Origin of the sequence: Zhongshania aquatica, assembly GCF_027257955.1 — a bacterium.
Taxonomy (GTDB): domain Bacteria; phylum Pseudomonadota; class Gammaproteobacteria; order Pseudomonadales; family Spongiibacteraceae; genus Spongiibacter; species Spongiibacter aquatica.
Genome location: NZ_JANZNQ010000022.1, coordinates 1 through 11876 on the forward strand (window position 1 = coordinate 1; position 11876 = coordinate 11876).

General features: G+C 46.6%; 14 protein-coding genes. 10 read left to right on the top strand and 4 right to left on the bottom strand.

Annotation, left to right across the window (positions count from 1 at the left end):
- From O9X78_RS16960 to O9X78_RS16975, 4 genes are all read left to right on the top strand, one after another.
- A partial coding sequence (locus O9X78_RS16960) for an ATP-binding protein (RefSeq protein ID WP_269620930.1) occupies positions 1-150 on the top strand: 150 nt, incomplete at its 5' end.
- A gap of 391 nt (positions 151-541) precedes the next feature.
- Positions 542-955, top strand: a complete 414-nt coding sequence (locus O9X78_RS16965) for a DUF6088 family protein (protein WP_269620898.1) — start codon at positions 542-544, stop codon at positions 953-955.
- Between the two features lie 165 nt (positions 956-1120).
- Positions 1121-1864: a nucleotidyl transferase AbiEii/AbiGii toxin family protein gene (locus O9X78_RS16970; protein WP_269620931.1), complete on the top strand. Its 744-nt coding sequence runs from the start codon at positions 1121-1123 to the stop codon at positions 1862-1864.
- A 51-nt stretch (positions 1865-1915) separates the two neighbouring features.
- Positions 1916-2089 carry a hypothetical protein gene (locus O9X78_RS16975; protein WP_200842743.1) on the top strand — a complete coding sequence of 58 codons (174 nt, stop codon included), beginning with the start codon at positions 1916-1918 and terminating at the stop codon, positions 2087-2089.
- A gap of 70 nt (positions 2090-2159) precedes the next feature.
- On the opposite strand, the gene O9X78_RS16980 is transcribed toward O9X78_RS16975, so the two are convergent.
- Positions 2160-3080: a diacylglycerol kinase catalytic domain-containing protein gene (locus O9X78_RS16980; protein ID WP_269620899.1), complete on the bottom strand. Its 921-nt coding sequence runs from the start codon at positions 3078-3080 to the stop codon at positions 2160-2162.
- 13 nt (positions 3081-3093) lie between these two features.
- Positions 3094-4113 (bottom strand): SPFH domain-containing protein, encoded by a 1020-nt coding sequence (locus O9X78_RS16985; RefSeq protein ID WP_269620900.1) that lies wholly within the window; start codon positions 4111-4113, stop codon positions 3094-3096.
- A 159-nt stretch (positions 4114-4272) separates the two neighbouring features.
- Here O9X78_RS16985 and O9X78_RS16990 point away from each other — a divergent pair, with 159 nt between their 5' ends.
- The 3 genes from O9X78_RS16990 to O9X78_RS17000 all read left to right on the top strand — a co-directional run bounded on the left by O9X78_RS16990 (position 4273) and on the right by O9X78_RS17000 (position 7365).
- Positions 4273-4980: an NUDIX hydrolase gene (locus O9X78_RS16990; protein WP_269620901.1), complete on the top strand. Its 708-nt coding sequence runs from the start codon at positions 4273-4275 to the stop codon at positions 4978-4980.
- A gap of 39 nt (positions 4981-5019) precedes the next feature.
- Positions 5020-5487, top strand: a complete 468-nt coding sequence (locus O9X78_RS16995; RefSeq protein ID WP_269620902.1) for a 5' nucleotidase, NT5C type — start codon at positions 5020-5022, stop codon at positions 5485-5487.
- Positions 5488-5964: 477 nt separating this feature from the next.
- On the top strand, positions 5965-7365 hold the full coding sequence (locus O9X78_RS17000; RefSeq protein WP_269620903.1) for an NAD(P)/FAD-dependent oxidoreductase: 1401 nt from the start codon (positions 5965-5967) through the stop codon (positions 7363-7365).
- A gap of 110 nt (positions 7366-7475) precedes the next feature.
- On the opposite strand, the gene O9X78_RS17005 is transcribed toward O9X78_RS17000, so the two are convergent.
- Positions 7476-7967: a styrene oxide isomerase gene (locus O9X78_RS17005; RefSeq protein WP_269620904.1), complete on the bottom strand. Its 492-nt coding sequence runs from the start codon at positions 7965-7967 to the stop codon at positions 7476-7478.
- A 142-nt stretch (positions 7968-8109) separates the two neighbouring features.
- Positions 8110-8748, bottom strand: a complete 639-nt coding sequence (locus O9X78_RS17010) for a gamma carbonic anhydrase family protein (RefSeq protein WP_332108532.1) — start codon at positions 8746-8748, stop codon at positions 8110-8112.
- Between the two features lie 251 nt (positions 8749-8999).
- Here O9X78_RS17010 and paaK point away from each other — a divergent pair, with 251 nt between their 5' ends.
- The 3 genes from paaK to O9X78_RS17025 are packed head-to-tail and all read left to right on the top strand — an operon-like array spanning position 9000 to position 11818.
- A complete protein-coding gene (gene paaK / locus O9X78_RS17015) occupies positions 9000-10310 on the top strand; it encodes a phenylacetate--CoA ligase PaaK (RefSeq protein WP_269620906.1) in 1311 nt (436 codons plus the stop codon).
- Position 10311: 1 nt separating this feature from the next.
- On the top strand, positions 10312-11484 hold the full coding sequence (locus O9X78_RS17020; protein ID WP_269620907.1) for an acetyl-CoA C-acyltransferase: 1173 nt from the start codon (positions 10312-10314) through the stop codon (positions 11482-11484).
- Between the two features lie 25 nt (positions 11485-11509).
- Positions 11510-11818, top strand: coding sequence for an EthD family reductase (locus O9X78_RS17025; RefSeq protein WP_269620908.1), 309 nt, complete (start codon positions 11510-11512; stop codon positions 11816-11818).
- Positions 11819-11876: the final 58 nt, after the last annotated feature.

An 11876-nucleotide genomic window follows, 5' to 3' on the forward strand; every position in this document is an offset into this window, starting at 1 on the left:
GACAGCATATTCACAGACGGAATGATGACCGTTGCCGCCATTGACCGCCTGATTCATCATGCGACCATCATTGAACTTGAGGGCGAAAGTTATCGTAAGCAACAATATGTTGAAAAGGCTAAATCAGCAGTGAAAAGAGAAACCACCTAACCGGCCATCATAGTTGTCGCCGACCGGCCAAGATAGTTGACGCCAGACATCAGTTTATGGCCAGTCCAGGAAATGGCCGATTAGATGCGCGGGGATTGACGGTGGCAGTAAGAAGGTTGCTACATACATAGTCAATCCTGTGTGTACCTAGATTCAGGGGGCGGCATTTCCGTTTTCGTGGGGTGGTATTCTATCAACATTGTGAGCCTATCCGTCTATAGAATGGTATAGCAGTGGAATATCGCTATGATTAAGGATTGGAAGATCACAAAAATATAGCAATAACGATATTTACAGGTAAATTTAGCTGCTATGTGAATGTCGTATGTTTGTAGTGTATAATTGTCGTATATTTGTATAAGATAATTGTCGTATATTTGCGGAGGTTGCCATGCGCGTCAAAACGTTGAAAAGTAGAGTCAGGCTCCGTATTAACAAGAGCAAGGGGTCGGTATTTACGCCTGGGGATTTCTTTGACCTCTCGGGTCGTGATCAGGTGGGCCGCGCCTTGCGTGAGCTGGTGGCTGAGGACACGATAATTCGGTTTGGACAGGGTCTCTACGCCAAGGCTAAGCGGTCGTCAGTGACCGGCGCTATTATTCCCATCAGACCGCTCCCCGATTTGGCGCGAGAGGCCCTTGAGGAAAAGTTAAAGGTGAAGTTGATGCCAAATGCCGATGTGGAGCGCTACAACAGCAGTGAATCAACACAAGTGCCCACCGGCCGTGTTATCACCGTGAAAGGCCGTGTTAATCGCAAGATGTCCTTTAATGGCAAATCGATAAAGCTTCGGAATGTATCCTGATCCCCTAGTCATTGCAGAGATTGCGTCGGAACTGGTTATAGATCCGGCGTTTATCGAAAAGGACTGGTATGCAGTCCAAGTCCTGCGTGCGGTCGCTGCCCACGAGAGTGATGAGATGGTAACGATCTTCTCGGGCGGCACGTCGCTCTCGAAGGGCCACCAGTAATTGAGCGCTTTTCTGAAGATCTGGATTTTTGGTGCAAGTACAAGAACGAGAGTACGCAAGCGCACCACAAAAAAGTGAGGCGCCGGTACCGAGAATCGATGCTGGCGACACTGAGTGGTGTTGAGCATATAGATTTAGATCCTGAGTCCGTAGGTAAGGGGAGTGAGCATTTTAAGGTCCCGCTGCTCTACCCAAAGAATTTTGAGATTTCTTCTGCGCTTAGGACGGATTTGTTGGTGGAGTTTAGCTTCACACAGCCTCATGAAGCGCCGGTACTAAAGCCCATTCAGTCGATTATCGCTAAGTACACTGGTGGCGAGCCAGAAGTTGAGATCCTTTGCCTGCCTCCGATAGAGATCGCTGGTGACAAAATCAATGCGCTGATGTGGAGGACACTAAATCTCGTGCGTGGTGATGAGAACTACGATCCGGCCACCATACGCCACCTGCATGATTTAACGGCATTGCATGGGGAGATCATGGCAAACCCCGCGTTGTTTGTTAGTCTTGCGCACAGAGCCTTTGCCGCCGATCAGCTACGTGGGCCGCGGATGCTAGAAGACCCGCTCTATGAATCATTGGTGCGCGCACATAGACAGATAGGCAACAAAAAATCGAGTAGCGCCGAGTATCGTACATTTGTCGACGCCATGTCTTATGCTGACGATGACAATACGATATCGTTTGAGCTGGCGCTGGACAGCTTTGAGCGTCTCGTGGCGCTATTCGCGCCCGAAAGTTAACTCACGTCAGCCGCTGGCTAAACTTTGATTCACTCCCATTTGGACCTGCATGTGACTACCCACCCTGAACCGCCCGTTGCTCTCGTCAAAACATGGATTACGCTATTCACCTCGGACCAAGACCAAGAGGTTAAAGACCGCGCGTCCGAAATGCTGCTAAAAGCCTTTGGCGACATGAAGGCGGTTGCTGCCTTTGTCGAAAAGCACAAAATTCAACTGCGCTAGGTGCAATCCGCATTACAAGACCTTCTCTGATCTTTGTTTCAGATGCATTATATTTAGGCGGTTCGTTGGATTACGCTACTAATCTCCCTGCTACGTCGCCTAGCCGAATCTCAACTGTACATCCCGCATTAAACGTTAAAAAGTCACTCTCAATTCCGTCTGAAAATATGACCCCATTCTCCGGCATAAAAGATTCTACTCGCAGCGGGCTTAGTTCATTGACCTCGCCACGTGTTAACGTCGTGCCGGTTTGCTTGCTGGGGAAGGGCTCTCTTACCGTGAACATCAGCATCTTGGCATCCCATGCAAAACCGCTGCCGACATGTGGGTCTGTCATTGTGCCAGTAATACCCTGCGCCATGGCGAGTAGGCTTTGGTACCAGCCGGTGGAGCCTAAGCCAGTAGATACGATGATGCCTGATGAACTCTGTACTTCGCTGCGCTCTCCCCAGTGGAGTGCATAGCGGGCAGAGGTGTGGCTTTTAGGGCCAATAAATAAATCGTTCACGGCCAGCATGGTTTGGCCGTCGTTGGTGCTCGCCCTGGCGAGGGTGATCTCCTTGTGGCTTCGCTTTCTGCGAAGCACTTCGTCGATAACTAACGGTAGATCTGCGGGTACAAAGGGCAGTAAAACACCATCCCAACGTTGTGAGTCAGGATTGATCGCGATCACAGGATTTCCATTCAGGTACTTCAACGTATTGGCGACTAAACCGTCTTGCCCAATGACAACAACGGTATCATCAGTATTAAACCTGTAGCTCGGTAGCATTGCGCGTTCAAGAACCTGAACTCGACCGCGCGCTTCTAGAGTGCGACGGGCTTGTTCCAAAATGTGCCGGTAGTCTTTGTCTTCTTGCTGATAGTCTGCAAAGTCAGCCCCCGATTGTTCAAGGTAGAAGCGGGCTTGTTGGACGGTGTTAAACCGTTCAACAAGTTCTGCCAGTCGTGTTTTGCGATGAATGAGGATAATCCGTGTGCTTTGATCCATCACTGCAACTCCTTCACCCGTTATAGTCTTTGAGTAAGCTGTTTAGGGTATCTGGACCGATATGCAGGCTGCCAATCTTGTTTGCATTGACGGCGAAGTTGTCCATGGCTACCGCAAACAGTTGCTGCGGATCCATACTGGCCATGGCCATCGCTTTGACGTACTCAACAGGTACCGAGCTGGCAGCTTTGGCCCGAATCTCAATGGCGTATGCCTCAGCATCGGCTTCAATTTTCTTGTTGGTTTGCGCCAGCTCTACTAGTGCTTTACGAGTCTCCTCTGCGCTGATATCCGCAGTCATCTGCTCCGCACGTGTTTCGGCGCGCTTGCGGGTCAGAGTGCGCTGATTATCTAACTCTGCCTCGGCGATTTCCTGCTGCTTATTGTTAATTGTCATTTCCGTTTGCAGCTCGGCTTCTTTGATAGTCCGCTCCTGCTCAACGGCGGATTTCCGGCGATCGTAAATAGCGTCATCAGCATCTTTAAGAATAGATTCGCGGGCTTCAGCCTCAAGTGCCTTGGCTGTTTCTGGTGTGGGGGTGAGTGCGACCAGCATGGCGTCTATCACGGTAATCCCCAGTTGCTGCAAAGGTGTGCTGCTTATAAGTGCGGTCTTAAGGCGTGTATCTAACTCCTTGAGACGCGTTAAGGCTTGACGTAGTGTGGTGGTTTGAATCTCTTCTTGTATCACCCCTTGCGCCACACGAACTACTCGATCACCTAACGTGGTTGGATCCTCTGAGATGTATTCCTTGCCGTTTTCGTTCAAGGTGAAGTTCAACATGTCGGACAACTTCTGTGGATCGGCTGCTCTGTAACTGAGTTGGCCCTGCACGCGCAGATGTTGGTAGTCGGCCGTTTGCAAATTGAAGATGAAAGGCACGTCCTTCGCGCTCATCGGTATTGCGGTGAGCGAGGTCTTGGGTGCGTAGTAGAAAAAGCTTAAGCCTTTCCCTTGGCGTTTGATTTGTCCGCTGCTCGTTTGAATAACATGAACAGTGGGGTCTGCTTTGAAGTATTGAAAACCTAGCATGGTGGCGCTCCTTTTGTGGCGATAAGACACTATGTGATTTAGATAGTGTCTTATCGCCACTTATGCGTCAAGTATTTTTAGTGGCTTTTGGACAATTAATTGTTAGAATTTAGCTAAGCGATTGAAGCTAATGCAAAAACGTTCGAGCTGAGGTGTGTCATGGCCAAATCACCGGCCCCGTACAATATCCATGATTATGATGTGCCGCTAACCACGGTAGACAGTGTGCTATTCACGGTTCACGACGAGAAGCTTAAGGTTCTCCTCGTACAGCGTGGCAATGCGCCTTTTGCCGGCAAGTGGGGATTGCCTGGTGGGTTTATCGAGCAAGGCACTGATGTGGATTTGGAAATGTGTGCTATCCGCAAGCTGAAAGAAAAGACGGGAATTGCGCCACCTTATATTGAGCAATTGCTCTCGCAGGGCGGGGCAAGCCGGGACCCTCGTGGCTGGAGCGTTACCATTGTTTTCTATGCATTAGTGGCCCATGTGAACTGTGAGCCACACATCGATTCGGTGACCGACGTACAGTGGCGGGAGGTCAGTGCGTTGAGTGCCAAAGACTTGGCTTTTGATCACGGACAAATCATTCAGCTTGCGCACGAGCGACTCCAGCAAAAGGCCCTGTATTCGATTGTGCCAGCCTATGCGCTGCCGAATGAGTTTACTTTTACCGAGTTACAGGCCCTCCATGAAGTCATTATCGGGACGACCCTTGAGAAAAAATCATTTAGGCGCCGCATCGAGAAGGCAGAGCTATTGATAGATACTGGAAAATCTACGGTCGCCCGAGGCAGGCCAGCCAAACTTTATAAGGTGAAACCTGAGGGGCGGGCTTACCGCTTTGTGCGGAATTTAGAATCGTAGTACACCTGAAGGACAGTTCTTGGAAAGGCGGGGCGTGTAATGACTGAGAAAAAAGCCATTGTGTACGTAGATATGGATCATGTTCTTTGCGACTATGCTACCGGCTTTGCGCGTCATAAAGCCAAGTATCCAAACCTGGCTTTTCCGCAAAGCGTGCCAGGGCTATATGAAAGTCTTGGTCCGATGCCTGATGCAATCGACTCGTATATGTGGTTGCACGAGCACCCAGCATTGGATGTATATATCTTGACGGCGCCGTCAGTAAAGAACCCTCATTGTTACGCGGAAAAGCGGATTTGGGTCGAAAACCATTTGGGAATGGCGGTTGTACAAAATCTGATAATCAGTCCGCATAAACTTCTTAGCAAAGGCGATTATCTCATCGACGATATGCCGTCGGGAAAAGGGCAGGATCGTTTCGACGGAAAATTAATATTATATGGTTCTGAGGAGTTTCCGAATTGGGTAGGTGTGACCAAGTACTTTAAATCGCAAATTGAATGTTAAACGAAATGATTTGTTTCGAAGGCGCTAAAGAAGTCGATCTTATACTGCTGTAAACATTGCGCTGCTTTTTTTCGGCTTATAATTTCGCCAAACGAAATTCTATTATGACGGCATTTACGTGCACTATAAACGCCCCTGACTATAAATACATACTTATGGCGAGGTAGAAGATGCTAATGTAGCGTAAAAAAGTTTGGTATATTTCTTGGTTTAGCTGCGTTGCATAAGCCGCAAATTTACAATAATTGGCAAATTCAGTTTCGAAAGCTTGATAAATTAGCAGAACATAGGACGAATTTCGTATGTTCCCGAGCTTTTGCCTAGATATAGAAATTTGCACTTATTGTGAAGGAAGTTGCACAGTACGTCAGTTATTGCCGTAGCTTTAGCGCGAAAATGTGGCATCGTGCAATTTAGCGATAGTTAGATTGTGTTATCGCATAAGAAAATAATGAAGTATTTGTGAGGAAGTGAAAAATGACAGTAGTTCTCGAAGCCGATTATTTAGTTGTTGGTGCCGGCGGGATGGGTATGGCGTTCGCGGATGAGATACTTTCTCATAGCGAAGCTTCTATTATCATTATTGACAAAAATTTTAGTCCCGGTGGTCATTGGAATTACGCATATCCTTTCGTGCGTCTTCATCAAACATCAACATGTTACGGGGTAAACTCCACGGAGTTGGGTGGGGATCAGCGAGATGAATTTGGTTTGAATAAAGGGTGCTATGAGTTAGCGAGCGGTCGTGAAGTAGTAGCTTACTTCGATAACGTGATGCGGCGGCGATTCCTGCCTTCTGGGCGAGTTCAATATATTCCCATGTGCGAATATGACAAAGAGTCTGGTACCGCTAAAAACTTAGTAAGTGGCGAAATATACGAGTTTCGTGCAAAGAAAATAGTTGATTCAACATATTTGAATGTGACTGTACCTTCACAGCGTGCCCCCACCTTCGACTTGTCAGCGGATGCAAAAGCTGTGGCGGTCAATGAATTGCCTAGAGTGGCTCCGTACTATGATAATTTTGTTATTGTGGGGTCGGGTAAAACCGGGATGGATGCTGTGTTGTTTTTGTTAAGCAATGGCATTGATCCTGACCGAATAACTTGGATTATGCCAGCCGACGCGTGGATGTTTGACCGGTTTACTGTTGATCCAGGTAGGAAGTTTAGTGATCCAGTGACGCAATATGCTATTGGCATATTACAGTGCGCACTTGAAGCCGAAAATTATCGTGATTTTTACGATCGTCTTGCGGGTCGTGAATTGATTGTCCAGCTAGATTCGGCAATCAAGCCTACACGTTGGCGTTGCGCAACTTTCACCCCTCTTGAGCTTGAGCAGTTACGTAGAGTTAAAAATATCGTACGGATGGGCTATCTTGAAGCTGTGACTAATACAGAAATGAAATTGTCTAAAGGGGGGCATCCCGTTCCCAGTAATGCCATTTTCATTGATTGCGCTGCAGATGGCTTGCCTAAAGTGCCGGAAGTTAAAGTGTTTGATGGTAATAGGATTACATTGCAGACTGTCCGCATGTGTCAGCAGGTCTACAGTGCTGGCTTCATAGGTAACGTTGAATGTAATGTTGATGCCGATGAAGACCGCAAGAATGAGCTGTGTCGCGCCGTTCCTCTGCCGTACCTTGAAATTGATTACTTACGTTGTGCTCTGAAAAATACTATAAATATGTCTGTTTGGTTAACTGAGCCAGCGGTTGTGAAATGGATTAACGAGTCGCGAACTGATCTATTTAGTCCGCTACTTGATTTTGATGATCCTGAGATCGCTGCAAATATTCAAGCTATGGGTGAGCTAATTCAGCAAGCAATTCCGAAAATGGAGTCGCTATTAAGCGAAGGTATGCAGACTGCTTAGCCTAAGGCTTTTAATTACCCGCAACTTGCGCCCTTAATGGGCGCTTTTTTATAGTTTGCTTCGGAGATTTTGTATTGATCTTCCCGAGTCCTGATTATGGATGGTGGATTTTACTTATTCTTTTGTTGTTTTAGAAAATGCCATACGCCGAGCAGGGCTAGTGAGATCATGATATGTACACCGACGACAGGTATATATCCAGAAAGATAAATGACGTCATTTGCTAGCCCAGGTTTAAATGGGCCGCCACCAAATGCTAGGCCTCTAGTTCCAAGTAGCGCGTTGAGGGTGGCTTGGATGGTAAATAGCCATGTGGTAGCTAGCGCAGACCAGAACAACCATTTCAATTGAGTGCTTCCAAGTATTATAAGCCGGCCTCCCGCGCCAATACCCAGAAGAACTAAACCGTGCGTGATTGCCTCCATGTGAGCCATACGCCATGCGCGTCCATCGTCTGGGATTCTTATAGCTATATCAATAGGGAGGGGCCATAGTACGATACGTTCAAGTAGTGCAAAAAACCAAGTCCAGCCTATGAGTAGGCTTAAAGCAAGTAGCCCAAATCCATTAAGTAAAAATAGTGCGCGTGTTCTGTCAGGCATAATTTTATATCCATTTCCGATTACTAATTATTTTATCTAGCCGGTGGGTAATAATTTAGCACATATTTTGAGCCTTAATTTGCCTTTACTAATTGGTATCCCTGTGACTTTTCTTGTCTTAATTCGTAAAGCGAATAACGTACTATATATATTCCTTCTTTCTTTGGTGTGAAGCACTGGTTAGCCTAACGCCCTGTGGCTTGCAAATTCGTTCTGGTCTGCATTCAATTAATGAGTCATGACTACGCTTCGCAAGATTTTGATACTCAAGAGTTCCGTTTTCTTTCCATTTTATTTCGTCTGTACTTAATTCTCGTTTGATCGTGGCTGGGGAGCCAAAAACGAGTGTATTTGATGGCGATCTAAAAGAGTCTGGTACTAAGCTATTCGCGCCGATGATGCAGTTCGCGCCAATATGAGCATTATCTAAAATTGTACAATTCATTCCCACTAAGCAATTTTCTTCGAGTGTGCACCCGTGAATTATACTGCTGTGACCAATATGACTATTTCGTCCTAGTATGGTTTGCCTTCCGGGGAAACTATGGATGACGCAGCAGTCTTGGATATTTGACCCTTCATCAACATAGATCTGCCCAAAATCACCACGTAATACCGCGTTCGGCCCTATATAACACTTTTTGGAAATGATTACGTCTCCAATTATTACCGCGCTCGGATGTACATAGGACTCAGAGTCTAAGAAAGGTGTGACTCCGTCTATTGAATAAAAAGTCATTGCGCTAAGTTCCAGTCTTAGGTGATGACAGACATGATACATAAATATGCAATGTAGGTATATCGTTGTATCCTGACGGCGAGTGGCAGGCTCTCTTAATCAATACTTTCCGCGCTTCTATAACCTATGTTGCCGTTAAATTTCTTGTCCGAACGGTGGTAACGGTTGAAGGTTTAATCCGGCATACTAACTTCTAATGCGGGATTGCACGCTTCGGCATTTCCTCTGCACCAGCTGCGATGTTCGGTTAAGTCTTTTGATGCATATTGCTTGATATCAGGAGGAAGAAGAATATGTCCAATATAATTTCACGCAGAAAATCTGAGCTAGAGCCAATTGAAGTAGCTAGTAGAGCCGAGATCGAATCGCTACAGCTATTACGGCTAAAGAAAACGCTTGAGCATGCGTATAAGAATGTACCATTTTATAAAGATAGCTTTGATAAGGCTGGGGTTCATCCGGGTGATATAAATTCGCTTTCGGATCTGTCTCAATTTCCATTCTTGGTGAAGCAAGATCTTCGCGACAATTATCCGTTTGGTCTTTTTGCTGTGCCGAGGGAGGAGGTGGTTAGGATTCATGCGTCAAGCGGAACGACAGGTAAGCCTACAGTTGTTGGTTACACCGCTAATGATATAGATACCTGGGCTGATCTAGTAGCAAGGAGCATATACGCAGCAGGCGGCCGTGCTGGAGATATTATTCATATAGCGTACGGGTACGGTCTTTTTACAGGCGGTCTCGGTGCGCATTATGGTGCTGAAAGACTTGGCTGTACTGTTATTCCGATGTCTGGTGGGCAGACTGAAAAGCAGGTTCAGCTAATCCAAGATTTTAAGCCAAAAATTATCATGGTTACGCCATCTTACATGCTCAACTTAATAGAAGAGTTTGAGCGTCAAGGTATTGATCCTCGAGAAACCAGCCTGAAGATTGGCATTTTTGGTGCCGAGCCTTGGACAAATGCGATGCGTAAGGAGATAGAAGAGCGCACAGGTATAGACGCAGTAGATATATACGGACTTTCAGAGGTAATGGGACCAGGGGTTGCGAGTGAGTGTGTTGAATCGAAAGACGGCCCGGTAATCTGGGAGGATCATTTCTATCCGGAAATTATTGACCCTATTACTGGCGAAGTTCTGCCAGACGGCGAAGAAGGTGAGTTGGTGTTTACTTCACTTACCAAAGAAGCGCTTCCAGTTATTCGATATCGGACGCGTGATTTAACTAAGCTATTGCCACCGACATCTCGCGGGATGAGAAGAATAGGGAAAATTACAGGCAGGTCGGATGACATGCTTATTATCCGAGGCGTGAATGTCTTCCCTACGCAAATTGAAGAGCTCTTACTTAAAATCCCAGAGCTTGCGCCGATTTATCTAATTGAAGTTTCAAAAGATGGAAATTTAGATTCTGTATCTGTGTCCGTAGAGCTAGATCAAAGTGCGGCAGGCGTTTCGATAGACCGCAGAGAAGAGGTCGTTAAGCAGCTTCAGCATCTGGTAAAAACCTACGTCGGAATAACTATTATCATTAATTTGCAAGCTCCAGGTGAGATGGAGCGATCGGTAGGTAAAGCTAAGCGTGTTATAGATCGTCGATGATATGAGTGTCTACATTTGTGGTGCAGTGAGGACACCATTCTGCAGTGGCAAAGGCCTGCTTTCTTCATTTAACGTTGATGCTCTTGCCGCGCTGCCGATGTCTAACCTAATTAGCAGAAATAAACGTGTAGATTGGTCCGCAGTGGAGGGCGTAATCTTAGGTTGTGCTGATGAAACCGATGAGGACGGGGGCAATACGGCTTACCGTGCCGCAGTTCGAGCTGGGTTTTCGTCGGAAGTGATTGGCGAGATAGTTAGTCGATCAGTAAATTCAGGCTTGCATGCTGTTAGTTTATCGGCAGATGCAATCTTGTCAGGAAAGTGGGATTTAGTTGTTGCAGGTGGCGTAGATAAAATTCACAAAGACGCCAGTTTTCTGTTAAGCGCGAATAATAATGAAGATGGCTGTTTACTTGAAGTGAGATCAGCTGCTTCGCGCAATGGTCTTAGCTTAGATGTAGAAGCTATGGAGAGTTTGGCTAACAGCTTTGCAATATCGCGTGAAATGCAAGATGAGTTTGCGTTGCAGAGTCGCTTGCGGTGGCGCCGCGCCGCGGGTACAGGTTTCTTTGAGCGAGAAACTATGGCCGTTAGGCAGCCTGAGGATAGTAATGGTTTCGTTGTTCGCGCGGACTACATGGCGGCATCGGCTACCTCACTTGTAGATTTATCTAAATTGAATCCACTCGCTGGTAAAGGTGGCACAGTGACAGCTGGCAATATCTCGGCTGGCAGGGTAGGTGCTTGCGCGCTATTGCTTTCGTCGGAGGCTGCCGCAAATCGATACGGTTTAATTCCTAGGGTAAAAATATTGGCGCACTCGATGGTGTGTGTTCCGGCAGAACAAATAGGTGTTGGATCCGCTGTCGCTATCAACAAAGTGCTCGGTGTTGCTGGTTTGTCGCTATTGCAAATGGATTGTATAGAGCTAAGTGAGGACTCTGCTGTTCAGGTTTTGGCGATTATTCAGGAGCTAGACCTTCCGGTTGACTCCGAGCGCATCAATTCAAATGGTGGATCAATCGCAGTTGGACATCCCGTAAGTGCAGCCGGCGCACGTTTAGTTATAACTGCAATTAATCAGCTAGAGCGAAATGGTGGTCGGTATGCTCTTTGCGCAGTGTGTGATGGTGCTGAAAACGCTGTGGCAATAATAATCGAGAAAATAAAATAAATACAAAGCAGGTTTCGGAGGAAATATGATTAAGGTCAGTGTGATGTACCCCTATAAAGACGGTGCGATATTCGACCACGAGTATTATAAAAACAAACATCTCCCATTATTGAAAGAAAAAATGGGTGATTATTGTGTTAGATATTCGGTAGATCGAGGGTTGAGCGGAGCAGCGCCGGGTAGCCCGCCAGTATATATAGCTAGTTGCCATATCTATTGTGAAAGCGTCGAGAGTTTTTATGCCGGTTTTGGCCCGAGCCGGAAGGAAATTCTTGCTGATGTTATAAATTATACCGATCTAACTCCTGAGATGCAGATTAGCGAAGAGGGTTGAGCTCTTTGCTTAGTGCAAAATATGCACCCCCACCGATGCGTTGTGCACGATTGGTTTT